This window comes from Pseudoalteromonas sp. P1-7a, assembly GCF_001401855.1.
GTDB lineage: Bacteria > Pseudomonadota > Gammaproteobacteria > Enterobacterales > Alteromonadaceae > Pseudoalteromonas.
On record NZ_LKDU01000024.1, the window covers coordinates 46,376 to 71,948 of the forward strand.

General features: G+C 41.8%; 21 protein-coding genes. 7 read left to right on the plus strand and 14 right to left on the minus strand.

What is annotated here, in order from left to right; all coding sequences use genetic code 11:
* Positions 1-56 precede the first annotated feature (56 nt).
* The 4 genes from tdh to AN389_RS14380 all read right to left on the minus strand — a co-directional run bounded on the left by tdh (position 57) and on the right by AN389_RS14380 (position 4,117).
* Positions 57-1,082 carry an L-threonine 3-dehydrogenase gene (tdh, locus tag AN389_RS14365; protein WP_055014896.1) on the minus strand — a complete coding sequence of 342 codons (1,026 nt, stop codon included), beginning with the start codon at positions 1,080-1,082 and terminating at the stop codon, positions 57-59.
* Positions 1,083-1,130: 48 nt separating this feature from the next.
* A complete protein-coding gene (locus AN389_RS14370) occupies positions 1,131-2,327 on the minus strand; it encodes a glycine C-acetyltransferase (protein WP_055020111.1) in 1,197 nt (398 codons plus the stop codon).
* A 168-nt stretch (positions 2,328-2,495) separates the two neighbouring features.
* Positions 2,496-3,059, minus strand: a complete 564-nt coding sequence (gene gmhB, locus AN389_RS14375; protein WP_055020112.1) for a D-glycero-beta-D-manno-heptose 1,7-bisphosphate 7-phosphatase — start codon at positions 3,057-3,059, stop codon at positions 2,496-2,498.
* Positions 3,056-4,117 (minus strand): glycosyltransferase family 9 protein, encoded by a 1,062-nt coding sequence (locus AN389_RS14380; protein ID WP_055020113.1) that lies wholly within the window; start codon positions 4,115-4,117, stop codon positions 3,056-3,058. The genes gmhB and AN389_RS14380 overlap by 4 nt, the downstream gene beginning before the upstream one ends.
* Before the next feature lie 123 nt (positions 4,118-4,240).
* Here AN389_RS14380 and AN389_RS14385 point away from each other — a divergent pair, with 123 nt between their 5' ends.
* On the plus strand, positions 4,241-4,969 hold the full coding sequence (locus AN389_RS14385) for a 3-deoxy-D-manno-octulosonic acid kinase (RefSeq protein WP_055020114.1): 729 nt from the start codon (positions 4,241-4,243) through the stop codon (positions 4,967-4,969).
* Here AN389_RS14385 and AN389_RS14390 read toward each other — a convergent pair.
* Complete coding sequence (locus tag AN389_RS14390) at positions 4,952-6,034, minus strand: glycosyltransferase (protein ID WP_055017615.1); 1,083 nt, start codon at positions 6,032-6,034, stop codon at positions 4,952-4,954. The genes AN389_RS14385 and AN389_RS14390 overlap by 18 nt on opposite strands.
* Positions 6,031-7,104, minus strand: coding sequence for a hypothetical protein (locus AN389_RS14395; protein ID WP_055017616.1), 1,074 nt, complete (start codon positions 7,102-7,104; stop codon positions 6,031-6,033). Before AN389_RS14395 ends, AN389_RS14390 begins: the two co-directional genes overlap by 4 nt.
* Positions 7,105-7,315: 211 nt before the next feature.
* Here AN389_RS14395 and AN389_RS14400 point away from each other — a divergent pair, with 211 nt between their 5' ends.
* The gene (locus AN389_RS14400; protein ID WP_055020115.1) at positions 7,316-8,821 is read left to right on the plus strand and encodes a capsule assembly Wzi family protein; all 1,506 of its coding nucleotides are present in this window, start codon (positions 7,316-7,318) and stop codon (positions 8,819-8,821) included.
* Positions 8,822-8,917: 96 nt separating this feature from the next.
* On the opposite strand, the gene hldE is transcribed toward AN389_RS14400, so the two are convergent.
* Positions 8,918-10,357, minus strand: coding sequence for a bifunctional D-glycero-beta-D-manno-heptose-7-phosphate kinase/D-glycero-beta-D-manno-heptose 1-phosphate adenylyltransferase HldE (gene hldE, locus AN389_RS14405; RefSeq protein ID WP_055014888.1), 1,440 nt, complete (start codon positions 10,355-10,357; stop codon positions 8,918-8,920).
* Complete coding sequence (locus AN389_RS14410; RefSeq protein WP_055014887.1) at positions 10,357-10,947, minus strand: SIS domain-containing protein; 591 nt, start codon at positions 10,945-10,947, stop codon at positions 10,357-10,359. Before AN389_RS14410 ends, hldE begins: the two co-directional genes overlap by 1 nt.
* A gap of 182 nt (positions 10,948-11,129) precedes the next feature.
* Between AN389_RS14410 and waaA the strand changes: the two genes are divergently transcribed.
* Together waaA and AN389_RS14420 are read left to right on the plus strand one after the other, a co-directional pair.
* Complete coding sequence (gene waaA / locus AN389_RS14415) at positions 11,130-12,413, plus strand: lipid IV(A) 3-deoxy-D-manno-octulosonic acid transferase (protein ID WP_055020116.1); 1,284 nt, start codon at positions 11,130-11,132, stop codon at positions 12,411-12,413.
* Positions 12,410-12,958 (plus strand): DUF1415 domain-containing protein, encoded by a 549-nt coding sequence (locus tag AN389_RS14420; protein ID WP_055020117.1) that lies wholly within the window; start codon positions 12,410-12,412, stop codon positions 12,956-12,958. Before waaA ends, AN389_RS14420 begins: the two co-directional genes overlap by 4 nt.
* A 30-nt stretch (positions 12,959-12,988) precedes the next feature.
* Here AN389_RS14420 and AN389_RS14425 read toward each other — a convergent pair whose 3' ends face one another.
* The 4 genes from AN389_RS14425 to purL all read right to left on the minus strand — a co-directional run bounded on the left by AN389_RS14425 (position 12,989) and on the right by purL (position 20,009).
* Positions 12,989-13,318, minus strand: coding sequence for a YdbL family protein (locus AN389_RS14425; protein WP_055014884.1), 330 nt, complete (start codon positions 13,316-13,318; stop codon positions 12,989-12,991).
* 10 nt (positions 13,319-13,328) lie between these two features.
* Entirely contained in the window at positions 13,329-13,526 is a 198-nt protein-coding gene (locus tag AN389_RS14430; RefSeq protein ID WP_010556932.1) for a YnbE family lipoprotein, read from the minus strand.
* Positions 13,527-13,528: 2 nt separating this feature from the next.
* Positions 13,529-15,985, minus strand: coding sequence for a YdbH domain-containing protein (locus AN389_RS14435; RefSeq protein WP_055020118.1), 2,457 nt, complete (start codon positions 15,983-15,985; stop codon positions 13,529-13,531).
* 133 nt (positions 15,986-16,118) lie between these two features.
* A complete protein-coding gene (gene purL, locus AN389_RS14440) occupies positions 16,119-20,009 on the minus strand; it encodes a phosphoribosylformylglycinamidine synthase (protein ID WP_055020119.1) in 3,891 nt (1,296 codons plus the stop codon).
* Positions 20,010-20,220: 211 nt separating this feature from the next.
* On the opposite strand from purL, the gene mltF reads away from it, so the two are divergent.
* Both mltF and AN389_RS20565 read left to right on the plus strand, forming a co-directional pair.
* Positions 20,221-21,717 carry a membrane-bound lytic murein transglycosylase MltF gene (gene mltF / locus AN389_RS14445; RefSeq protein WP_055014881.1) on the plus strand — a complete coding sequence of 499 codons (1,497 nt, stop codon included), beginning with the start codon at positions 20,221-20,223 and terminating at the stop codon, positions 21,715-21,717.
* 245 nt (positions 21,718-21,962) lie between these two features.
* A complete protein-coding gene (locus AN389_RS20565) occupies positions 21,963-22,127 on the plus strand; it encodes a hypothetical protein (RefSeq protein ID WP_162838352.1) in 165 nt (54 codons plus the stop codon).
* Here the strand turns inward: AN389_RS20565 and tadA are convergent.
* The gene (gene tadA, locus AN389_RS14450; RefSeq protein WP_055014880.1) at positions 22,124-22,627 is read right to left on the minus strand and encodes a tRNA adenosine(34) deaminase TadA; all 504 of its coding nucleotides are present in this window, start codon (positions 22,625-22,627) and stop codon (positions 22,124-22,126) included. The two genes, AN389_RS20565 and tadA, sit on opposite strands and share 4 nt — an antisense overlap.
* Positions 22,628-22,805: 178 nt before the next feature.
* Between tadA and AN389_RS14455 the strand changes: the two genes are divergently transcribed.
* The gene (locus tag AN389_RS14455; protein ID WP_055017621.1) at positions 22,806-24,110 is read left to right on the plus strand and encodes an inosine/guanosine kinase; all 1,305 of its coding nucleotides are present in this window, start codon (positions 22,806-22,808) and stop codon (positions 24,108-24,110) included.
* 34 nt (positions 24,111-24,144) lie between these two features.
* Here AN389_RS14455 and glsB read toward each other — a convergent pair whose 3' ends face one another.
* A complete protein-coding gene (gene glsB, locus AN389_RS14460) occupies positions 24,145-25,068 on the minus strand; it encodes a glutaminase B (RefSeq protein ID WP_055014878.1) in 924 nt (307 codons plus the stop codon).
* Between the last annotated feature and the right edge of the window lie 505 nt (positions 25,069-25,573).

Below are 25,573 nucleotides of genomic sequence, written 5' to 3' on the forward strand. Positions count from 1 at the left end.
TTATAAATTAAATAAAAAAAGGCGGCCACAGCCGCCCTTCTTGTAATTTTGTAGAATTAATCCCAGTTTAAAATTACTTTTCCTGACTGACCTGAGATCATCATATCAAAGCCAGCTTGGAAGTCATCTACAGAATACTGATGCGTAATAATTGGATCTAAATTAAGACCAGACTGAATCAAACTTGCCATTTTGTACCAAGTTTCAAACATCTCGCGGCCATATATACCTTTTATTACTAAGCCCTTAAAAATTACTTGGTTCCAATCTACTGCCATGTCTGAAGGTGGAATGCCTAACATGGCAATTTTACCACCGTGGTTCATGTTATTTAGCATAGAATTGAATGCGCTTGGTACGCCTGACATTTCAAGGCCTATATCAAAACCTTCTGTCATGCCCAGGTCATTCATTACATCTTCTAACTTATCATTGGCAACGTTAACGGCACGAGTAGCGCCCATTTTACGCGCAAGCTCAAGACGGTATTCGTTAACATCGGTAATCACAACATGGCGAGCCCCCACGTGCTTCGCTACGGCTGCTGCCATAATACCAATTGGCCCTGCTCCCGTAATAAGTACATCTTCGCCCACTAAATCAAACGATAAAGCAGTGTGCACTGCATTGCCAAACGGGTCAAAAATAGACGCCAACTCATCAGAAATATTGTCGGGAATTTTAAACGCATTAAAGGCAGGAATCACTAAGTACTCTGCAAATGCACCTTCACGGTTAACGCCCACGCCGGTGGTATTTCGGCATAGATGTACACGACCAGCACGACAGTTGCGACAATGCCCACAGGTAATATGACCTTCGCCAGATACGCGATCACCCACTGCAAAGCCGCGTACTTCTTGGCCCATATCAACCACTTCACCTACGTATTCGTGGCCAACAACCATAGGCGTAGGAATAGTTTTACTCGCCCATTCGTCCCATTTGTAAATATGAACGTCGGTGCCGCAAATTGCCGTTTTACGAATTTTAATAAGTAAATCGTTATGGCCAACTTCAGGCTTTGGCGCATCTGTCATCCAGATACCCGGCTCTGCTTTTAATTTAGATAATGCTTTCATAGTTAACACTCAACTAAAAACCGAGGACTGACCTCGGCTTATAAAAATTTAAATTACACCCATTTCTTTACCAATACGGGTAAAGGCTGCAATAGCGGTATCTAGCTGTTCAATGCTATGTGCAGCAGAGATTTGTGTACGAATGCGCGCTTGACCTTTTGGCACAACGGGGAACGAAAACCCAGTTACATAAATGCCTTCTGCAAGTAGCTTGTCTGCCATTAGTGACGCTACTTTTGCATCGCCAAGCATGACAGGAATAATGGCATGATCTTTACCCGCACAAGTAAAGCCAGCAGCTTCCATTTGCTCACGAAAATATTTTGCATTAGACCAAAGTTTAGCGCGTAACTCGCCACCATTTTCAAGCATTTCGAGCACTTTAATAGACGCTGTCACAATTGAAGGCGCTAAGGAATTTGAAAATAAATAAGGACGAGAACGCTGACGCAGCCATTCAACAATCTCTTTTTTACCCGATGTATAACCGCCTGATGCACCGCCCAGCGCCTTACCTAGCGTACCGGTAATAATATCTACACGGTCAAGCACATTACAGTACTCAGGGGTGCCTTTACCATTTTCGCCAACAAAGCCTACTGCATGCGAGTCATCAACCATCACTAATGCATCGTACTTATCAGCCAAATCGCACACAGCCTCAAGGTTACAAATTACACCATCCATTGAAAACACGCCGTCGGTGGCTATTAATTTTGTTTTAGCGCCGGCTTCATCAGCTGCAATTAATTGTTTTTCAAGATCCACCATGTCGTTATTAGCATAACGAAAGCGTTTAGCTTTACATAAGCGAACACCATCAATAATTGATGCGTGATTGAGAGAGTCAGAAATAATAGCATCTTCAGCGCCTAAAATAGTTTCAAATAGGCCCGCGTTAGCATCAAAACAAGACGAATATAAAATGGTGTCTTCGGTTTCTAAAAACTCACTAATTTTTTGCTCTAGTGTTTTATGGATATCTTGCGTGCCACAGATAAAACGTACTGAGGCAACACCAAAGCCATGGTCGTCTAAACCACCTTGCGCAGCTTTAATTAATTCTGGGCTATTTGCTAAACCTAAGTAATTGTTAGCACAAAAATTAATAACTTTATCGCCAGACGCAACCTCTATCTGAGCTTGTTGCTGCGAGGTAATAATACGCTCACTTTTATACAAACCTTGCGCTTTAACGTCTTCGATTTGCTCTTGTAGTTGGCTAAAAAAAGCAGATGCTCTCATCTGTAGTCTCCAATTAAATGAACGGGTAAACAACAACATTAAAGCCACTGTTTATGATGGGATGTATTGTAAAAGTTTAACGCGTAAAATGCACGGTTTGCAGTTCATCGCAAACACCCGAATTGGCAGGAATTCCTGCCACTTTACAGATGAACAAGAAGGCTCAATCTAAAGAGTGATAACTGTCGGTAAATCACGTATCGAGTTAATCACGAGATCAGCATGTTGCTTGGCACTTTCATCTATATGCTGGCCTGAACGCACCAGAACGCGCGTTGCAATATGTGCTTTTTCTGCCGCTTGCATATCGCTAAGTTTATCCCCTACCATAACACTGCTAGAAGGGTGAATATTATGCTCTTGCATAGCTTGTAACAGCATACCTGGCGCTGGTTTTCTGCACTGACATTGTTTTGAATATTGCGCTAGCGCTTTTTTGGGGTGGTGCGGGCAAAAGTACACATCTGTAATTTTAATATTGTGCTCACTAAATTGAGTTTTCATCCACTGTGTTAAGGCTAAGAAGTCTTCTTCAGTGTAGTAACCACGGCCTATTCCCGATTGATTAGTCACTATAATAATTTTATAACCTGCATCATAAAATGCTTTACAGGCACTAAACACACCCTCTATGAATTCAAATTTTTCACTTTGATATACATAGCCATGATCAATATTTACCACGCCATCGCGGTCTAAAAAAAGCGCTTTGTTTTTTTCTTGTACACTCATTTGATAAACTCTTTTTGTACCACATGGTCAAACATAGCTTTAACACTGTCTACGGTTATTTGGCTCATTAAGTCATCGCCTTTAACGCGCGTCCCCCAAGGCAATTGTTGCGCTGTTTTACCCGTTTGCTTTAGCAGATTTTGATGATATACCTCAACTACATAGTCTTGATATAAATAAGGGCCTGTACGTGCAGGATTAGAATGCGCATATAAACCAATAACCGGCGTACTTACCGTTACCGCCATATGTGCAGGGCCAGTATCGGGAGCGAGTACTATATCAGCGCGCTTAAGCACACATAGCAGCTCTTTAAGTTTTGTTTTACCTACTAAGTTTAAAATAGTGCAGTGACTGTGTTTTATAATTTGGTTAGCTAAATTAATCTCAAGCTCAGTTGGGCCGCCCGTTAGTACCACGTTAAAGCCCTGATCATGCGCGTAATCAGCAAGCGCTGCGTAGCGCTCAGGCAGCCAGTTGCGCTGGGCTTTACTGGCCGCAGGCGATATCACCATTAGTTTACCTGACAAATACGCAGGCCCTAACAACTCATCTGCTTTTCTCTCATCCGCTAAGGTATAAGGCATATCCCAGGTAGGTGAATAGTTTTTAACACCAATGGCCTGCGCAAAGCCTTTAAACCCCTCTAACACATGCGCTTCTTTTTGTGGGGCTATTCGTTTATTTATAAACAAGCTGTGTAATTCTTTTGAACGAGCCCAATCAAAGCCTATTTTCACTTTAGCCGGAATACAGCGCGCAACAAAGCCAGCTCTTAATGCAACTTGCATATTAAGTAGCACATCAAACTGTTGCCCTTTAAAAGAATGTTTTAATTTTTTAAGTGCATCTTTACCTTGTTTTTTATCAAAAACCACCAGCTCAACCCCAGGTAAGTCGGCAAGCAACATGGCCTCTACTTTGCCCATAACCCAGGTTATTTTTGCATTGGGGTGTGCTTTTTGAATCGCTTGTACAGCACTAACAGCATGACACACATCACCAATGGCAGAGAGTCTTAAAATACAAATTGAGGAGTAATTAGGCACTTGAGTCATGCGTTCCATTTGGCTTTAAATAATAGACTGCGATCTTAAATTATACTCGCGCTAATGCAAGCACTTATGCTGCGCTATAAAACACGTTAATATACACGTATTATTGAATTACTTTAACGAGCTATGTTTAAAACACTAACGCAAGGCAAACACACTATTTTAAGCCACCCCGATTATACTAACGAGGTTAATTTAAATTGGTTTGATGCAGATTACTGGCAACAACAAAATAAAATAGTCGGCGCTAAAAAAGGCCGTGCCACAGCCTGGTTTTTTAAACACGATAATTTAACCGCTGTACTTAGACACTACTGGCGAGGTGGTTTAGTGGGTAAGTTATTAAGCGATCAATACCTTTACCCTGGCCTTGAAAGCACCCGCGTGTATAAAGAGTTCAGCTTAATGATAACGCTTATTGAGCTTGGTTTAAATGTGCCAAAACCCATTGCCGCTAAAGTAACAACCACAGGCTTAATTTATCGTGGTGATATAATTACTGAGGCTATAAAAGGGGCTAAAAGCCTGCTCGATATCTTAATTGAACGCCCACTAACAGAAGATGAGCTCAAGCGCATTGCCAGTATTGTGGCTCTCTTTCACTCAAAAGGCGTGTATCACGCGGATTTAAATATAAATAATATTTTATTTAATGAAACGGGTGACGTTTATATTATCGACTTTGATCGCGGTGAAATAAAACCATTAAATAAACAGTGGCAACAAAGTAATATGGCCCGTTTAGAGCGCTCATTTTTAAAAGAGCGAGGACGCAACAACGCATTTTATTGGCAAGATAATGACTGGCAAACGTTATTAACGCTTTATAAAAGCCAGTTAACCACACAAAGCTAGGTATTGCTTAGCAACTTGGTCGGCCGTTACCTTTTGTAAAATATCGGCATTAGCTACATTAGGCTTAGTGTTTAAAACCAGCTCAATTTTAGCTGCTAGCTCATCGCTATTCCCTACCGGCGCTAAATATTTGGCTAAGTCGTTTGTTAAAATTTCACTCGGCCCAAACGTGCAGTTAGTACTTACCACTGGCGTACCCACAGCGAGTGCCTCAATTAACACAGTGGGGAGCCCTTCAAAATCAGAGCTTAAAACTAACGCCTCGGCCTGCTTTATCCAGTTATACGGATTTTGTTCAAACCCAGGCACTATAAGTTGCTCCTCAATACCATGCGCTTTGGCAAGCTTAAATGCTTTACTAGGCTTATTGCATAGAAGGACTAATTTGTATTTTTTATCAAGCTTTGCAAATGCCGCAAATAAAATATCATGGCGCTTTTGTTTAGCTAACCGCCCTACATGAATAATATACGGCGATTGCGGAATTTGCGCATTCACCTCATTTGAGAGCCGCTTTATATCTTCTAAATTAAAGGGATTATAAATAGTGGTGATGGCGCTTGGGCTAATTAAACGCCCTTGAGTAATTTCGTGCTCTACCCCTTTAGACACGCACACCAAAGATTTTCCGTTTAAGTTTTGCTTTGACTTTTTAAGGTAGTGATAAGATAGCGGGCCTAATTTTTTTTGCCTAGCAAGCTCTGCATTAACAGAGTTATGCATAACAAAGTGAACATTTTTAATCTGGCTTTTAGCCAATAAGTTATTGCTTCTATCTAAATTGCTAAGTACTAAATCTATGGGGCCAGTTTGTTTTTGTTTTTTATTAAACCACGCTTCTAGCTTTGCTACACTTTTATTTATTTTCCAAAAACGATCCACTTTAGTGGCTTTATCGGTGAATAAACTTTCAACCTTAATACACGCAGGGATAGTGTATTCATATTTATTAGCCAACGATAAAATAGTCACGCTATGCGCTTTTATTAACTGCTGAGCAAGGGTTAACATCACTTTTTCGGCGCCGCCACCCGCTAATGAATCTATTACAATCACTATATTCATCTATCGGCAACCATTAGCATGCTTTTAACCCCTTGCGTTATTTCTTCATAGCTATGCGTGCTTTCAAGCAAAGCGTATTTTTCTAATAGCTGGTTAAAATCAGGCTCTATTAGCAAAGCACTGACTTTATTTACTATGTCTTGAATTTCAAAGTTCGCTTTAATTACCACACCGGTTGTGGTGCAACTTGCTAAGCGTTGTGTTTGATCTTTTGAAATAGCACAGGCTACAACAGGTGTTTTAACCGCAATGGCTTGCAATAGGGTATCGCCAGCACTTAACAGTGCAAACTTTGCTTGTTCCATAAGCGACAAAAACTCACTATTTTCTAACGTATTTAAATTTAAAACCGCATTTGATACTGGCAACGCTTTATTATAGTTAGGGCCAAATACCACCACTGCTTTTAACCCTGTTTGTAATGAAACCTGCTCTGCGGCGGCAAAAAATACATCTGCACAGTTTTGGTTATCTAGCATATGACCGCCAGAGCCTGCACTCACAATAAAGTAGCCTTGTTCATCAAGCTGATATTTTTTTAACACCTGTTTGGTATCGCACGCTGATGAAAATGCTATGTAAGGGCCCACATTTTTAGGCATAGCCAAAGAAAACATATCTATTTTAGCTCTTTCAGCCCAGCTCAGAGGTTCAATGCAATAATCGGGCTGTACCACCCAATGGCTATCAATTAAATTAATACGGTTAAGCTTTAACCCTTTCGCTCTTTTTTTGGCATGTTGAGAAATAAACACCACTTTGGCGCCCACTTTTTTGGCCGCTTTCATGTGAGCTGCGCGCCCTGCACAGTCAAATATAACAATGTCAGGTTTAAAATCAGCGATAACTTCACACACTTTATCGCGCTCTTTAGTTGCAGAGCGCTCAAGCAAGGTGGCATCAAATGGGCAGTTTTTAGCGTAGGCCGTGTGTTTATTTAAAACAAAATGGATACTAAGTGAACCTGGGCATTCACTTTCTAAGCTTTGAGCTAGCAACAACGAGCGCATGTATTCGCCTATTCCTTGTGGCGATGATACGGGTATGAATAAAAGTCGTTTGTTGCTCATTGCATTCTCTATTTCCTATTTGCGCAGCAGTATACCAATCCCATTGTTTTTACGATAGCTAGGTTACATTTTTATACACAAATTTAACGCCATAAAATAGATTATTTACTGCAATAGCCTTGCTAGATTGGTAAACTTAGCCGCAATCTTAATCACAAGGATCTGAACTTTGCGAAACAGAATTTTTCTACTTTCTTCTCTTTTTTGCGCTATGAGCGCATCAGTAACGGCAGAGCCCTGGGTAAAGCCAGACGATTACGGACTCAGAGCCGATATACAACAGCTGGCTGATGCCGGTGTTATTTTAGCGCCTGTAAACACCTACCCGCTAATGTGGAAAAGTTTTATTGGGGAGTTAGAATCGAGCAAGCTTGAACTTTTATCTCCTAGCCTGCAAGATGCATTACTTCGTGTAAAACATCGTTATAAGTCAGAAAACAGTAGCTCGCACAGTGTACAACTCTCAGCGTTTGCTGCATCAGACCCAATTATAGCCACCAGCTTTGGAGCAACCAACACACAGGAGTCTGAGCTTTCTGCGGCCTACGCTTACCTTGGCGATAATTTTGCAGCAAAGGTAGCCGTTAATTACCGAAACGATGGTAAACAATGCTTAGTTGATGGCAAAACGACCAATGATATAGCCACTAACGAACAGGCGCTTGAAGAGTGTAACGATACCTCATTTGACGATAGCTACTTAGCCTACCGCTTAGGCAATTGGATTTTTAGAGCCGGTGCCGTAGAGCAGTTTTGGGGCCCGGGTGTTGATAACAGCTTAATTATGTCAGGTAATGCAAAGCCACTGCCAGCACTGAGTGTAACCCGTGAGCAAAGCACAGCGTTTGAAACGCCTTGGTTAAGTTGGCTTGGCCAATGGAGCTTTACCGCGCAAATGGCAAAGCTAGAATCAACCCGCGTTATTCCTGATGCATTACTTTGGAGTAGCCGTGTTAACTTTCGCCCAATTCAACAGCTTGAAGTTGCTTTAAGTTGGTCTGCACAGTGGGCTGGCGAAGGCCAACCAAGCTCGGCAGGTGATTTTATTGATGTAATTACTGGGCAAACAAATTGTATTGATGGCAATGAAAATTGCGATAGTTCCCTAGAGTCTAAAATCGGTAATCAGCTTGCTGGCATAGATGTGCGTTGGTCTGACACTTTATTTAGTCATCCTTATGCCATTTACGCAAGTACAATTGGCGAAGATGCCAGCTCGCAATTTAAACCAGCCGACAGAGCATACTTATTTGGCGTACAAACTACGCAGCGCATTTACAATCAAAATGTGCTCGTTAACGTTGAATACATAGACACAGGTGTATCGTGCTCGGCCGAGTCAACCAATGAAAACTGCTACTACGAACACTCAGATTATAATTCGGGCTATCGTTACCATGGTCGCACTATTGGCTCAACCTATGATAACGATGCACAGTCAGTCGTGTTAACACTACTTGGCCAACTTTCAAATGGCGATGACTGGCAAGTAAAGCTGCGTAGCGTTGATTACAACAGCGATAATCGCGATCGCTACCCTAACAACCCAGACTTAGGTAATACAATTACCAAAACTGGTTATAACTCAAAACAAGTTGAGCTTCGTTACAGACAACTTGCAATGGGTGGGCGCTTAACGCTCGGTGCTTTTGCATCAAACAATGATGGCGCTGAAAACGACACCTCAGCGTTTGCTAAATACGAATATAACTTTTAAACCCTATATTTAAAAATAGCATTTAGAAGTTAGTATTTAGAACAAAAAAGGGTTGAAAACGCAGTTTTCAACCCTTTTTTGTTCGCTAAGCAAATGTTATTGCTTAATTTTTCTAATTACTTTAGATGTAGAACAACCATCTAAAAATGTCAGCACTTCTACTTTACCGCCATGGCGTAGCACATGATCAGCCCCTGCTATTTGCTCTACAGTGTAATCCCCCCCTTTAACTAAAATATCGGGGCTTATTTGCTCGATTAATTTAGCCGGTGTGTCTTTTTCATCCTCGCTGCCAAAGGGAATGACCCAATCAACAGAGGCAAGTGCACTTAACACCATTGCTCGCTCATCAAGTGGGTTTATCGGGCGTTCAGGGCCTTTTAAACGCGTAATTGAATCATCATTGTTTAGCCCCACAACGAGCCTATCCCCGCGCGCTTTGGCTTGTGCTAAATAGCGTACGTGGCCTGCGTGTAAAATATCAAAACAGCCATTGGTAAACACTATCGTTTCGCCGTTTTGCTTAGCAAATTCAATATGTTGCAGTACATCGTCAAACGGCGTTTGGTAGTGCTCGCCATTGGTGTGTAAGTATTGGCCAAGCTTTTGGCTTAGCTCTTCTGGTGACACTGTTGCCGCACCCAATTTACTTACTACAATGCCTGCCGCTAAGTTAGCAATTTCTACCGCATCTTTGGGGGCCATACCTGCACCGAGCATCACGGCAAGCGTGGCTATAACAGTATCGCCTGCGCCAGTTACATCGCTTACTTCTAACTGCTGGGCCGCAAAGTCATGTTTTTCATCGGCATTAATTAATGACATTCCCTGCTCTGAGCGTGTAAGTAGCATGGATTTAATACCATTTTTGCTAATTAGTTCACGGGCGCTTTGCGCTAAAATTTCTTCAGAGCCTGTTTTACCACCTGCTAAATTGAACTCGTGTAAATTTGGGGTAATGTAGTCTGCGCCTTCGTATAAGTGTAAATCGGGCGACTTAGGGTCAATCAGTACAGTTTTACCTGCGGCTTTAGCAACGCTCACCATCTCCTTAATTAAGCTTAACGAGCCTTTGCTGTAATCAGAAAATACCACAAAGTCGTATTCATCAAGTACTAGCTCTAAGCGGTTTAATAACAGCTGGCTATGCTGCTCGCTAAAGGTTTCTTCTAAATCTAGGCGCACAAGTTGTTGATGGCGGCTAATAACACGCATTTTAGAAATAGTCGGTAAATCACAAACACTCACAAGTTGAGAACTTATTTTCTCACCTTTTAAAATGGTTTCTAAAATTTGCCCGCTTTCATCTTCACCAATTAAACCAAGTAGCCCTACTTTTGCATCAAGTCTAGCAATGTTTTTTGCCACATTGGCAGCGCCACCTGCTTTATCTTCAAACTTACTTACTTTTACAACCGGTACCGGAGCCTCAGGCGAAATACGTCCTGTATCGCCATACCAGTAACGGTCTAGCATAACATCGCCCACAACTAAAATACGCGCTTTAGATAAGTTTTTTAATAGCGATAAATCCATTACTGCTGCTCCGCAACAACCATATCGATGGCTTCACACAACCAATGACCAATAAACATATGTGCCTCTTGGATACGGGCTGTTTCATCATTTTTTATAATAATGGGCAATTTAGCAATGTCTTTTACTTTACCGCCCTCGCGTCCGGTTAAGGCAACTGTAAATGCACCAATTTTGTTGGCTGCTTCAAGCGCTAGATTAATATTGGCGCTGGTACCTGAGGTTGTTAAACCAATCACTAAATCCTCAGGTTTACATAAAGCCTGAACTTGGCGCTCAAATACCGTATCAAAGTGGTAATCGTTACTGTGCGCAGTCAGGATTGAGGTATCTGTAGTGAGTGCGATAGAAGCTAATGGGCCACGCTCTAATTTATAACGCACTACAAACTCAGCTGCTAAATGCTGCGCATCAGCTGCACTGCCACCGTTACCAAACCAAATAACCTTACCACCAGCTTGCAATGCACTGTGGCACGCTTCTAATAATTGCATAGACTCTTGATGATAAGCCTCCATCGTTTCAAATAAGGCTTGATGACGGTTTAAACTTTCAACGTAGCTTGTTGCCACAGAATCGATAATTGACATGAAAAATTCCTCTAGGAACTGAAATGGCAGGAAAAAATTAAATCCATTATTCCATAGTTTTATTTAGTTGTGTGTATTTTATGGGAATATAGCTGAACTGAATTATAATTTCGTGCTTCACATGTTCAGAAATTATCACTTTCGCGTTAAACTAGCGCCACTTACCTTAATAAAAGTTCAGTATGGCACGTATTTTTTACTCACTCGCTTTAATTTTAATTAGCCCACTGATTGTATTTTACTTATATGTACTAAGAGGTAAAAAAAATAAAGGCTACCGTGCGCACTTTAAAGAGCGCTTTGGTTTTATTAGCAAACACTTATTTAATAATAGCGCTAAACCGGTTGTATTCCACTGCGCTTCTGTAGGTGAGGTCCTTGCTGCAGCGCCACTTATTAAAGCACTGCAAAAACAACACCCGCAGCTTAATATACTTATTACCTGCAATACCCCTACCGGGCGTGCGCAAATTAGCAAACAATTTAAACATACCGTGGCATCTTGTTATTTACCTATAGACTTTGCAGGTTCGAGTGCTCGATTTTTAAAGCGGATAAACCCACAAGCACTGTGTATTTTAGAAACTGAGCTGTGGCCTAACTTAATGGCAATAAGCCATAAAAAGAATATTCCAGTATTAGTGCTTAATGCTCGACTAAGCGAAAAGTCGCAGCAAGGGTATCAAAAGGTGGCTGGGTTAACGCATATAATTATGCGTTCAATTTCAGTGCTCGCAAGCCATAATATAAATGATGCGAAGCGGTTTATTGAACTTGGTTTACCTTCTTCAAAAAGCCATGTTACAGGCTCAATAAAGTTCGACATTACGCCAAGCGACGAACAACTAACTAAAGTGGCAAATCTTAAAGCCGAGTATAAAACCAATGAACGTTTTGTATGGGTGGCAGGCTCTACTCACCCGCTTGAACACGAGATGATATTAAACGCCCATCAGCAGCTATTAAAAAAATACCCTAATACACTTTTAGTTATTGCACCGCGCCACCCTGAGCAGTTTGATAAAGTAGCCGACACGTTAGCTCAAAGCCCACTTAGCTTTAGTCGTCGCAGCAACAATAACTATCAAAACGAGCAAGTACTATTAGCTGATACATTGGGCGAGCTACAGTGTTTATATGGCGCAGCGAATGTAAGTTACATAGGCGGCAGTTTAATTCGCCGCGGCGGGCATAACCCACTTGAAGCTGCTGCTTTTTCAGTTGGTGTTATTACAGGCCCACATACGTATAATTTTGATCATATCTACCCTGAGCTAATTAAACTTAAAGGGGCTGTCGTTGTTGAAAATACCGATGAGCTTGCTAAACAATTAATTAATTTAAGCCAAAACACCAAAGCGTGCCAAAGCTTAGGAATTAAAGCGCAGCAATGTGTAGTAAAAAACCAAGGCGCCATTGAAAAAACATTAACCATTATAAATCAGTCTTTAGAGCCAAAAGCATGACTCATCAAGCAATTGCCCAAACCCGCGAGTGGGTATCATCTGTTATTGTAAAATATAACTTTTGCCCATTTGCCCGCAAAGAAGTAGAAAACAACTGTATTCATTATGTGCTTAGCCCAGCAGATAAAATTGATGACGCTGTCATGGACATGCTAGAGCAGTGTGTGCAGCTTGATCAAAACCCCGAGCGTGAAACCACATTAATACTGTTTGATAACGGCTTTAGCGATTTTGAAGACTTTTTAGATTTAGTCGATTTAGCCAATGCCTTACTGGTAGCGCAAGGGTTTGAAGGTAAATACCAAATTGCTAATTTTCACCCTGACTACGTGTTTGCCGACAGCGATGAAGATGATGCGGCAAATTACACCAACCGAGCCCCCTACCCTACACTGCATTTAATACGCGAACTGAGTATGAGCGAAGCGCTTGATAACTATAATGAGCCTGAATCTATACCAGAACACAATATAAAGCTTGCAAGGCGAAAAGGCATCGACTTTTGGCAGCAACTTTTAGCAAACATAAAAAAAACGAGCGCCTAAACGCTCGGTTTTAAAGTAACAAATTCAATACTACTTTTTAACCCAGTTCCCATTCACTTCAATATAGTGGCCACTTTTGGTCTTTTCGATTGTTTTAGCTGCAGCGAGTGCTTCGACTTGTGCCAGTGATAAGTCGTTCTTTTTAGCCAGCTTTAAATACTGTGCTTTGCGTTTAGCATTAATTTCCTCAACCACTGCTTTTGCCTCGCTGTTTTGCACAACAAGCCCTAAGTAACCTGAGCTATCTTCACCCACTAAGCCTTGATTTTTAGCATCATCTAAACTAATCGCCCACGCCGAAAACGACATACACACTGCACCAATTAAAGTGGCAATACTTAATTTATTTTTTATAGTCATCATTTAGCTCCTAAAATAATTCGCTGTCGTCACTGAACAGGGTATCGAGTTCTTTATCCACCTTTACACGAATTTCATGATCTACTTTTACATTAAGGTTGATAGTTATTGGCTCTTTAGCTGCTACTTCTACTCTGTGTGTACATGCGCTCAATGCGCTAATAGCAGCAAGGGCAATGATTGCCTTAATGCTTAACGAATTTTTCATCATTAGTTTCCTTTTTGAGAATATTGCTGCTCAACTTTTTGTGTTATTTCGTCGCTCAGCCTAAGCGCTCTTAGTAACGTAAACACGTTTTCTTCGTGGTTATAATTAAAGTTAACTTGCTGCTGCTCTGGCTCATTAAAACCTTGTAAGTTAACACCTAAGTTTAACCAGCCATCACTTTTAAGCACCACTGTACTGTTAAGCTTTTGTATATCAAGATTTTTGAGTAAGCCAAGTACAGGTTGTAACTCTTGTTGCTGACGCATAACGGCGTCAAACGCTTCGTTATTACTAATAATAAGCTTACCTTGGCTTTGGTTGACTAGGCTACCATTTTTTACCTCAACCCCTGTTTCATCAAAATAAAATGGCAACGACCCTTTTAACCTACCAGTGAGGGTAATACCCGACTTATCGTCAAGCGTTATTAATTTACTAGCATCAACATTTTCAAACGTAACATATGCTGTTTGCTGCGGTTTTAAAAGCGAGTATTTATCTAATTCAAATACCCCACCAAACACATTGCCAACTAAATTAAAGGCTTGCGCACTATTATTTACCACTTCTATTTTGCCATTAATATTATTAACTACCACGCCCGCTCTTAATTCATTAACGTTAAAGGTAGTAGGGGCAACATTAAGCTGCCCTGAATCGTACTGCCCACTAAATTGCGTACTAAACTGATTAGCTAAGTAATCGTTGTAAAGCGCGCTGGTATCACCAACAGTTAAATTAAAATCGGCTTTTTGTAAATTAACATCGCCACTAATACGCCCGCCAAACTCGCCTTGAGTGAGTTGAGCTAATGGCTCAAATTGGCTAATAATCGAATTTAACGAAAGCACACTTTGCTGCGGTATAATCACTTCAAACGGATGCGCTACTTTTGAAACATGGTGATTAGCCACCAGCTCAACACCATTTATAAGTACATGATGCGACGCTTTAAGCGCGCGACTTTGCAGCCCTGTTGACGTTACGTTTATTGTATTTAAATCGACATTTGGGCTTGTCAGTGTGTTTATTTGAGTGCTTGCATTTAAGTGAGCAAATAACTCTCCCACACCTAAGTTTGCCCTGGCACTAAGGGTGTTATTAATACCGGTAAGTTTAAATTCGTTGTATTGCACGCTATTAAGCTTACTTTTAAGCGTTACTTTTGCATCGAGCTTTTCATTCATGCTTGCTTTAAGGTTACCTGTGTACCCGGTAAGAGCATTGCCATAAGCAGCTGCGCTATCAAAGCTAAGTTCAATACGTGCGTTACCTACGGGCTTAAAGTCAATAAGCTTAGTAACTGTAAAATCCCCTGCAGCTTTTACATTATTAGCCTCAGCCGGTAAAAATTCAGGCAAAGCGGTAAGCGCAATATCGTAATTGCCACTTAGTTGTTCGTTTTCAAGCTGCGTATTTAGCACTACAGCCTTTATATCATCAGTGTGTAGCTGCGCTTTAAGCTGCGTGCGCGCACTTTGTAATGGCGCAGCCGTATTTATAAACGTATCTGTAAACGTTATATCTATATTTTGCTTGGCTTGCTCTGCGCTTTTGAGGGTTATTAATGGTAAAGATAGAGTGTTATGTTCAGCACTAATTGGTTTAGCTAAAGCCCATTGCCAATTAAGTGGTAGCTGCTTTACAGCAAATGACTTGTAGGCACTTTCAGGAATAAGAGTTTGGCAGTTATTACTAAGTTTTACATTGTTTTTAAGCGTGCTTGGGTCAAGCTCAAGGTTTTGGTTATTTAAATGATAGGTAGCACCTAGCACACCTTTTGAGCTGTTTGTTATATCGCAGCTTTGTATTTTATAGTCATACTGGGCTTGTAATTCACCAGTAAGGCTTACCTCTACTCCGTTAAAGCTAAATGCCTGCGCTGAATCAAAGCTAAGCCCATTTAATAACGCGTTATCGGTTTTAAGTAACTGTTTAAGTAATTCATCATTAACTTTAAGCTGCCCTTGTACCTTATTATTGTAAAGCGTTGCACTTGCGTTTAAATCACCATTGACTACAAAGTGGTTAAGCTTAGGCTCGGTAATATTTAGCACAAGCGGGCGCTTTAAAAGCGCACTGTTTATACTTAGTTGCTCAACTGTAATTGTTGGCCTTTTTTCAGGAAGGGCTAAATCTAAAATTGTTGCAGGGCTGCTTTCTTTATCACTTTGTGGAAACGGATTGACATTAAGCGCCGCTTGCTTAATTTCAACATGGCGAGTATTTGCGGTAATGCTTGTAACAACAAGCTCTTGATTTTGATAACTTAAACACGCTTTTTGTACGTGCACATTTAATTCACTCGTAAGCGAAAAGTCTAGACAACTTAAAGTAACGCCTGCTTTTTCAAGCGCAGGTGCTACAGCCCATTGCAATAGTGGCAAACGAAATACATAGCCAAGCAAAACTATACTTAGCAATACAGCACCTATAATTAAACTAACGCGCTTTAACATACTATCCTTATAAGCTTTTATTCATACCTTACAAACTATCGTAATTTTAAATCTACGCAATCAAAAAAGGCTGCACAGTGCAGCCTTTTTTATTGTACAGCTAGATTATGAATCTAACTTGTATATGTCGTTTTTAACCTACATTTTTACGTGCATTGCGGAACATACGCATCCACGGGCTATCCTCTTTCCACTCATCTGGGTGCCACGAGTTAGCAACAGTGCGGAATACACGCTCAGGGTGCGGCATCATTACAGTGGCACGGCCATCAGTAGAGGTAATACCGGTAATACCTTCTGGTGAACCATTTGGGTTAGCCGGGTATTGCATTGTCGGGTTACCGTAGTTATCTACAAATTTAACCGCAACAGTGCCGCTGTCAAGCGCAGCTTGAGTGGCAGCATCATTTGCAAACTCAGCATGGCCTTCACCATGTGATACAGCAATTGGCATACGCGACCCAGCCATACCACTGAAGAACACTGACGGGCTTTCTTGTATTTCAACTAAGCTAAAGCGTGCTTCAAAACGCTCTGACTTATTTGTTACAAAACGTGGCCAATGCTCAGTCCCCGGAATTAACTCTTTCAACGTTGATAACATTTGACAACCATTACACACACCTAAGCTAAAGGTGTCTTCACGGTGGAAGAAGTTTTTAAACTGATCGCGTGCCATATCGTTAAACAATATAGACTTAGCCCAGCCTTCACCGGCACCTAATACGTCACCGTAAGAGAAACCGCCACATGCCACTAAGCCTTTAAATTGCTCAAGGGTTAAACGTCCTTCGAGGATATCGCTCATGTGTACATCAACAGCGGCAAAACCAGCACGGTTAAACGCAGCAGCCATTTCTAAATGCGAGTTAACGCCTTGCTCACGTAAAATAGCCATTTGCGGCTTAGCGCCCGTTGCAATGTAAGGTGCTGCTATATCTTCGTTTAAATCAAAGTTAAGTTTTACGTTTAAGCCTGGATCTTTTGCATCAAACTTGGCATCAAACTCCTGCTTTGCACAATCAGGGTTATCACGACGTGCTTGCATTTGGTACGTTGTTTCGGCCCAAATTGTACGAAGCTCAGTACGAGTATGATTAAGCACTGTTTGCTCACCACGGTTAAACACAATGCTGTCGTCACTATTAAGCGAGCCAATCACGTGGCTAATTGCAGCCACACCATGTTGCTCAAATACAGCATTTACGGCCTCTAAATCGCTGTTAGCAACTTGAATTACCGCGCCAAGCTCTTCGTTATATAGTGCTTCTAGGTCTGTCCCTGTTAAACCAGCTAAATCAACAGTCACTCCGGTGTGCCCTGCAAATGCCATTTCAGTTATGGTAGTAAATAAACCACCGTCTGAGCGGTCATGATAAGCAAGTAGCTTGCTATCCGCGACAAGTGCTTGCATGGCATTGAAAAAGCCTTTAAGTAGCTCAGGGCTGTCAACATCTGGCGTAACATCACCAAGCTGCTTGTAAACTTGTGCAAGGCTTGATGCACCCATTCGGTTTTTACCTGTACCTAAGTCAACTAAAATAAGCGATGTATCGCCTTTATCAGTACGTAACTGCGGAGTCACTGTTTTACGCACGTCGTCAACACGGCCAAAGGCAGTAATAATAAGTGACAAGGGCGACGTTACCGATTGCTCAGTTGCATCATCCTCGTTTTTCCATGTCGTTTTCATCGACATAGAGTCTTTACCTACAGGTATAGTTAAACCAAGCGCTGGACAAAGCTCTTCGCCTACCGCTTTTACGGCTTCATAAAGGCCTGCGTCTTCACCTGGGTGACCGGCTGCAGCCATCCAGTTAGCAGAAAGCTTAATGTTCTCAAGGCTGCCAATGTTGGCACAGGCAATATTGGTTAGTGACTCTGCCACAGCTAAACGTGCCGATGCACCGTAGTTTAATAGTGCAGCCGGCGTGCGCTCACCCAGTGACATCGCTTCACCGTGGTAAGTGTCGTACGTTGCTGCGGTAACTGCACAGTTAGCCACAGGTACTTGCCAAGGACCCACCATTTGATCCCGTGCTACTAAACCGGTAACCGAGCGATCGCCAATGGTAATTAAGAATGTTTTTTCTGCAATTGTCGGTAAGCGTAATAAACGCTGAGCCGCCTGTGCTATATCAATTGACTCTGCATCAATTGCCTTGCCGGTAACTTGCTTTGAAGTTACATCACGATGCATTTTAGGTGCTTTACCTAGTAATACATCAAGCGGTAAATCAACAGGGCTGTTATCAAAGTGACTGTCGGCAACAGTTAAGTGGCGCTCTTCTGTGGCCTCACCTATTACTGCATACTGCGCACGTTCGCGCTTACAAATGGCTTCAAAGCGATCAAAGTCTTCGACAGCAACAGCCAGTACATAACGTTCTTGCGATTCGTTACACCAAATTTCGTGAGGGGCCATGCCCGGCTCATCGTTAGGAATATCACGTAGTTGGAATTTACCACCACGGCCACCATCATCTACAAGCTCAGGGAATGCATTAGATAAGCCACCGGCGCCTACATCGTGAATAAAGGCAATTGGGTTTTTATCCCCTAGTTGCCAACACTTATCAATCACTTCTTGGCAACGGCGTTCCATCTCTGGGTTTTCACGCTGTACAGATGCAAAATCTAAGTCTTCGTTAGATTGACCCGATGCCATGCTTGATGCAGCACCGCCGCCTAAGCCAATATTCATTGCAGGGCCACCTAGTGCAATAAGTTTTGCACCTACTGGAATATCCCCTTTTTGCACATGATCAGCACGAATATTACCTAAACCACCGGCAAGCATAATAGGCTTGTGGTAACCGCGCACCTCTTCACCGTTGTGGCTTGTTACTTTTTCTTCGTAGGTACGGAAGTACCCTAATAAGTTAGGACGGCCAAACTCGTTATTAAATGCCGCGCCACCTAAAGGACCGTCCATCATAATATCAAGGGCATTTACGATACGGTTAGGCTTTCCAAAGTCGCTCTCCCACGGTTGCTCGTAACCCGGAATACGTAAGTTAGAAACCGTAAAACCAACTAAACCCGCTTTTGGCTTAGAGCCGCGGCCCGTTGCGCCTTCATCACGAATTTCACCACCCGAGCCTGTAGCCGCACCAGAAAATGGTGCAATCGCTGTTGGGTGGTTATGGGTTTCTACCTTCATTAAAATTTCTATGTCTTCTTGATGATACGCATATTCACCTTGCGCATTCGGGAAAAAGCGACCCGCTTTTGAGCCCTTCATTACTGCTGCGTTATCTTTGTACGCCGACAGTACATTTTCAGGGTTGTGCTCAAATGTATTTTTGATCATTTTAAACAGTGATTTAGGCTGCTCAATACCATCAATTGTCCAATCAGCGTTAAATATTTTATGACGACAATGCTCTGAGTTTGCTTGGGCAAACATAAATAACTCTATGTCGTTAGGGTTACGGCCTAACTTTTTAAAGTTTTCTACTAGGTAGTCAATCTCGTCATCAGCAAGCGCAAAACCTTGTTCAACGTTTGCAGCAGCTAATGCTTCGCGTCCACCACCTAAAATGTCAACTGATGACATTTCACGAGGCGAGTCGTTACGGAATAATTGTGCTGCCGAAGCAAGCTCGCTATGCGTTGCCTCAGTCATACGGTCGTGTAATAAAGCCGCTACCTGCGCAAGTTGCTCTGCACTTAGCTCACCTTCTACGTAATAAGCAATACCGCGCTCAACACGGTGAACCTGTTTAAGACCACAGTTATGTGCTATGTCGGTTGCTTTAGATGCCCATGGTGAAATGGTGCCAGGGCGAGGTGTAACTAAAATAAGTGTGCCAGCTGGGGTATGCTCGGCAATAGTTGGGCCATAAGTAAGTAGCTTTTCAAGCTTAGTTTGCTCATCAACACTCAAAGGCGAGGTTAAATCGGCAAAATGTGCATACTCGGCATATACATTGGTGACTGGAAGTTGCGATAGTTTGCAACGCGCTAAAATTTTATTAACTCTGAACTCTGAAAGTGCTGGTGCACCACGAAGGATCAACATAGATAATTTCATCCGGGGTTAGGGATTGAACGATATTTTAGGCGGGCATTATAGTCTAAGTAGCACTCAGTTTTAACTCCAAATTGCGCTTTTCAGAAAATTAACTTTTTATTTATATAAACAGCTGCAAAATTACCAATAAAAGCTAAACGCTAAGTGACGCCATAGTGAAGTTTTGGTATAACGGGGTATGAGCTTTATGGGGCGGTTAATGTTGAAAGAAAAGCTAATAATTATCATCACTTTAGTTATGTTGTTGTGCGCCTGTAATATGCAGGAGCAACAAACTCAACTTGCCCAAATTAAAGCACAAAATAAAATACGTGTAGGTACGCTTGCCAGTGCCAGCAACTACTACCAAGCAGTGCAGGGCGAGCAAGGCTTTGAATACGAGCTTTCGCAAGCCTTTGCCGACTACCTGGGTGTTGAGCTAGAAATAGTGCCGTTTTTTAATTTATCCGATATGTTTGAGCGCCTTGAAAGTGGTGACTTAGATATAATAGCCTCAGGCCTTACCTACAACAAAGTACGTGCACAACAATACCGCTATGGCCCCACTTACAGAACAATTAGCCAAAAGTTGGTTTATAAACAGGGTCGAGTTCGCCCACGTGAATTTGACGACCTGGATGGAAACTTTACCGTTATAGCCAAAAGTAGCCACTCTTTAACCTTACAAAAAATAAAAAAGAGCAACCCAGATTTAACCTGGCAAGAAACCGAAGAGCTCGACGAAGAGGAGCTTTTACAAGCCGTTATTGATGGCGAAATAGACTACACCCTCGCCGACTCACACACGCTTTCACTATTTAGACGTTACCACCCAAATTTAAGTATTGGCTTTTCAGTTACCCGAAATGACCCCATAGCCTGGATACTGAATAAATCAAAAGATGACTCACTTTATGCATTGCTAGTGCCTTTTTTTGGTGAGGTAAAGCAAAGCAACCAATTGTATGTGCTTGAAGAAAAGTACTTTGGACACGTACGCCAATTCAACTACGTTAATACGCTTGCATACATAGAGGCTATAAAAGAAACACTCCCCACATACAGACCTTGGTTTGAGCAGTATGCGGGCAGCCTAGACTGGCGCTTACTTGCCGCACTTAGTTATCAAGAGTCTATGTGGAACCCACGTGCTAAATCGCCTACGGGTGTACGAGGCATTATGATGCTTACACGTAGTACTGCTAAACAGGTGGGCGTGACTAATAGATTAGAGCCAGAGCAAAACATCCGCGGTGGCGCTAAATACTTAGCTAAGCTTGTTAAACGCATCCCCGATAGAATCCCGCAGCCTGATAGAACTTGGCTTGCACTGGCAGCCTATAATGTAGGCTGGGGGCATGTTAACGACGCGCGCATTATTACCGAACAACAAGGGGCCAGCCCTGATAAATGGGCCGATGTTAAAAAGCGCTTACCACTTTTAATCAAAAAACGTTATTACCGTAAAACCCGTTACGGTTATGCGCGTGGCGATGTTGCGGTAAAATATGTTGATAATATTCGCAGATATTACGATGCACTTGTTTGGCTTGATGAAAATAATGCCTTAGCGCCAGAGCCTGAAACACCTAAAGTTGAAAAAGCGGCTCAGCCAAGCAAAGAGCCTGTAAACAACGATAAAACCGAGCCTACCCCATCGCTTTCACCTGAAGAAAAAAGTAAGCAAGGTGAAAATAACACGCAGCAGTCTCAGTAAAGGGTTTATATTTACATTTTTTAATTGGCTGCTCATGCATGTTAAACATTAAATGTGAGCATTACACACTTAACTTTGCGTTTTAATGAGCGCTAATTTTTCCTTCAAGATTAACCACTGCGATAACTAAATTAAAAATCTGTTTACTTGTCATGAAATGATCACTAATGTGTGTTTATAGTATATTTACCTGATTTTTAATATATATCTTGTGCCTTTCTCACTCTCACGCATTAGGAGAACACATGCTAAAACGTAGACGCACACAAAAACTAAAACGCAATATTATTCATTCGACAGCCACCAGACGTCGTATAATGCTACGTAACTTACATAAAAAAATTATTTGGCGTCGTCGTATGTTTGCTATGCAGCAAATGATAGAAGCAGACTCAGAGGCTGCTAACTAGCCACTAATTTGACGAGCCGCTTTTTTAGCCGCTTTAATTTGCTCTCGGCGTTGTTTAAAAAACGCCGAAATAGTACTACCACAGGTTTGTCCAAGCACCCCACCTAATACTTCTACCTGATGGTTCAGCCTCGGCTCTTGCAATAAGTTCATAATAGATCCAGCCGAGCCCGTTTTAGCATCGGGCGCACCATACACCAAACGCTTTATTCTACTGTGCACTAACAGCCCAGCACACATAGAGCACGGTTCTAACGTAACGTACAAGGTGCAATCAATTAAACGGTAATTATTTAAAGCTCTTCCTCCTTCTCGCACTGCAATCATTTCAGCGTGCGCAGAAGGGTCGTTATCAGTAATTGAACGATTATACCCTGCAGCAATAAGTGTGTTGTCTTTGACAAGGACTGCTCCCACCGGAATTTCGCCCAATTGCTGCGCTTTATTGGCATACACCAATGCTTGCTCCATCCAATACTCATCGCTTTTAAGATCGTTCATAGTACTTACTTTAAATAAATTTTCTGTCGCTATTATATCAATTTGCTTGTTTAAAATGCGAAATTGAATAAATTATTGCAAAAATAAAACAAAATAATGTGGTTTATCGTGGCTCATAGAGTGTGATTTACGCTATAATCTCACGCTTTTTTTATTTAGCTCACAACACAGGTAGCAAATGAAATTTCCTGGACGCCGCAGACATAAACATTATTTTCCAGTGGAAGCTAAAGATCCACTTACTAATCAACTAAACGCCACTGAGCGATTACAGCGTAGTTACATTACGGGAATCGATCAGATCGTTGTTGATATTGAAGCCAAAGTCGATCAGGCTTTTTTAGACGAGTTTCAACTTCGCCGTGGTATGTCGCAAGTTATTGATAGCGATATTACCAACGCCCTATACGACCGTTTAAAATTAAACAATATGGTTGATTACGAGTTTGCCGGTGGCACCATTGGTAACACAATGCATAACTACTCAGTACTTGCAGACGATCGCTCAGTATTGCTTGGTGTTATGAGTGAAAACATAAAAATAGGCAGCTATGCCTATCGCTTTTTATGTAACACATCAAGTCGCGTTGATTTAGACTATTTACAACCTGTAGATGGGCCTATTGGCCGTTGCTTTACCTTAATTGATGAAACTGGCGAGCGTACATTCGCGATTAGTGCTGGTTTAATGAATCATTTAAAGCCTGAGTCTATCGATAAACACTTAATCGAGCAATCTTCTGCCCTTGTGATCAGCGCCTACCTGATGCGTACACAGGGTGATGAAACAATGACTGAAGCAACCCTACAAGCAGTTAAATACGCTAACGATGCAGGAGTACCGGTAGTTTTAACACTGGGCACTAAGTTTTTAATTGAACAAGATCCAACCTGGTGGGCTAACTTTGTAAACGAGCATGTCGATATACTCGCCATGAACGAAGAAGAAGGACTGGCAATTACTGGCTTTGAAGACCCACTATTAGCCGCAGACAAGGCACTTGACTGGGTCGACTTGGTTATTTGTACCGCCGGCGAAAAAGGCTTATTTATGGCCGGTTATGTTGATGAAAGCTTTAAACGGGCAACCGAGTATCCACTATTACCGGGGGCAATTGCCGATTTCAATCGCTATGAATTTTCTCGCGCAATGAAAAAATCCGATTGCGAAAACCCGATAAAAGCCTATAGCCACACTGCGCCATTCATGGGTGGGCCTGATTCAATCAAAAATACCAATGGTGCTGGCGATTGTGCGTTGGCTGCCGTGTTACACGATTTATCAGCAAACGTTTATCATAAATTAAATGTCGCCAATTCAGCAAAGCACGAACAAAAGGCCATTACTTATTCTTCTCTTGCACAAATTAGTAAATACGCTAACCGCGCGAGCTACGAGGTATTAGTACAACACTCGCCACGTTTATCTCGTGGCCTACCAGAGCGCGAAGACTGCCTAGAGCAAGTGTATTGGGACCAATAAATAGGGAGCTATACGTACTCCCTATTGCGGTATTTTAGAAAATCGAAATATCGAGCTTTTTAGATAGCAGCTCTAATGCTGCTATCCCCGCTACCGAATTACCAAATTCATTAAGCCCAGGTGAATATACAGCCACCGTAAACTTACCCGGTAATACTGCTAATATAGTGCCTGACACCCCAGACTTACCCGGCATACCTACTCTGTAGCCAAAATCTCCTGCTGCATCATACAAGCCACTAGTAAATAAAAGCGAATTTAGTTGTTTATTCTGACGGCTACTTAAAACACGTTTACCCGAGCTGTAATCAACGCCTTTATTTGCTAAAAAGTTATACGCTCTAGCTAACTCAATACAGTTAAGTTCGATTGCACAAAAATTAAAGTAAGACCAAAGTACATCATCTACGTCATTCTCAAAATTACCAAATGATTTCATTAAATGCGCCATTGCCGCATTTCTATGCCTAAACTCGTACTCAGAATTGGCCACTTTTTTATCAATCACTATTGCACTATTACCTGAGAGTAACCTAAACGTTTCAAGCATTGAGTGGCGAGGTGCAGATAATCGACTGTACAAAGCATCGCACGTCACAATCGCACCTGCATTAATGAAAGGATTACGTGGTACGCCTTTTTCGAACTCTAACTGTGTAAGAGAGTTAAACGCGGTTCCAGAGGGCTCTTTGCCTACCCGGTGCCATAGCTCATCACCATAGCGCTGCAGGGCCATTGTAAGTGTCATCACTTTAGAAACTGACTGAATAGTGAAACGTTTGCTGCAATCCCCCGCACAAATGGTTTCACCATCAGTGGTATAAATAGCAATAGAAAACTGCTCGCTAGAAATCTCAGCAAGTGCAGGAATGTAGTCTGCAACCTTACCTTGTGATAACAAAGGGCGCACTTCGTGCGCTATTTCATCTAGAACAGTTTGGTAGTCAGCAGTGGGCAATTGACACCTCTATTTTGGCATTATAAAAATTTGATTTTAACACGCACAACTTCTGCACGCCTAGTTATGTTACATGAATAAAATAGCAGATAAGCATGAACTTAATGTTTATTTACAAAGTGGTATTTTCTATATCTAAGTAATACCGCTTCGCAATAATGGTTAATTATTTACGGGGCATTAAACCTGATTACACTCAGCATGATGTGTGCCGTAACCTTGCATAAAATTGTTAAGCTTTCTAAAAGGATACGAATGTTATGATTCAAGGATGTACAAGTGCGGACATTACTGAGACTGTCTTCGACATGGGGTATTGGCTATTTATAAACCCCAGACAACAAAAAACCCGTTACATCGCTGTAACGGGTTTCTTTAATTTGAATCCTGGCAATGTCGTAGTGCCCACAGCGGTAGAGAGTCACATAGCAAATACTACACTATCATTGGCCGGGCTCGTCTTAGCGCTGTTTTGTTTGATGTATAGAATACAGATACAGCGGCA

Excerpts from the sequence above, each read along its gene's own strand:
- mltF (WP_055014881.1), top strand. The coding sequence starts at position 20,221 with ATGTTGAAAGAAAAGCTAATAATTATCATCACTTTAGTTATGTTGTTG.
- gmhB (WP_055020112.1), bottom strand. The coding sequence starts at position 3,059 with ATGAGTGTACAAGAAAAAAACAAAGCGCTTTTTTTAGACCGCGATGGC.
- purL (WP_055020119.1), bottom strand. The coding sequence starts at position 20,009 with ATGTTGATCCTTCGTGGTGCACCAGCACTTTCAGAGTTCAGAGTTAAT.
- AN389_RS14455 (WP_055017621.1), top strand. The coding sequence starts at position 22,806 with ATGAAATTTCCTGGACGCCGCAGACATAAACATTATTTTCCAGTGGAA.
- AN389_RS14370 (WP_055020111.1), bottom strand. The coding sequence starts at position 2,327 with ATGAGAGCATCTGCTTTTTTTAGCCAACTACAAGAGCAAATCGAAGAC.
- hldE (WP_055014888.1), bottom strand. The coding sequence starts at position 10,357 with ATGGATTTATCGCTATTAAAAAACTTATCTAAAGCGCGTATTTTAGTT.
- AN389_RS14385 (WP_055020114.1), top strand. The coding sequence starts at position 4,241 with ATGTTTAAAACACTAACGCAAGGCAAACACACTATTTTAAGCCACCCC.
- AN389_RS14425 (WP_055014884.1), bottom strand. The coding sequence starts at position 13,318 with ATGACTATAAAAAATAAATTAAGTATTGCCACTTTAATTGGTGCAGTG.
- tdh (WP_055014896.1), bottom strand. The coding sequence starts at position 1,082 with ATGAAAGCATTATCTAAATTAAAAGCAGAGCCGGGTATCTGGATGACA.
- AN389_RS14430 (WP_010556932.1), bottom strand. The coding sequence starts at position 13,526 with ATGAAAAATTCGTTAAGCATTAAGGCAATCATTGCCCTTGCTGCTATT.
- AN389_RS14395 (WP_055017616.1), bottom strand. The coding sequence starts at position 7,104 with ATGAGCAACAAACGACTTTTATTCATACCCGTATCATCGCCACAAGGA.
- AN389_RS14410 (WP_055014887.1), bottom strand. The coding sequence starts at position 10,947 with ATGTCAATTATCGATTCTGTGGCAACAAGCTACGTTGAAAGTTTAAAC.
- waaA (WP_055020116.1), top strand. The coding sequence starts at position 11,130 with ATGGCACGTATTTTTTACTCACTCGCTTTAATTTTAATTAGCCCACTG.
- AN389_RS20565 (WP_162838352.1), top strand. The coding sequence starts at position 21,963 with ATGCTAAAACGTAGACGCACACAAAAACTAAAACGCAATATTATTCAT.
- tadA (WP_055014880.1), bottom strand. The coding sequence starts at position 22,627 with ATGAACGATCTTAAAAGCGATGAGTATTGGATGGAGCAAGCATTGGTG.
- AN389_RS14400 (WP_055020115.1), top strand. The coding sequence starts at position 7,316 with ATGAGCGCATCAGTAACGGCAGAGCCCTGGGTAAAGCCAGACGATTAC.
- AN389_RS14380 (WP_055020113.1), bottom strand. The coding sequence starts at position 4,117 with ATGACTCAAGTGCCTAATTACTCCTCAATTTGTATTTTAAGACTCTCT.
- AN389_RS14435 (WP_055020118.1), bottom strand. The coding sequence starts at position 15,985 with ATGTTAAAGCGCGTTAGTTTAATTATAGGTGCTGTATTGCTAAGTATA.
- AN389_RS14390 (WP_055017615.1), bottom strand. The coding sequence starts at position 6,034 with ATGAATATAGTGATTGTAATAGATTCATTAGCGGGTGGCGGCGCCGAA.
- AN389_RS14420 (WP_055020117.1), top strand. The coding sequence starts at position 12,410 with ATGACTCATCAAGCAATTGCCCAAACCCGCGAGTGGGTATCATCTGTT.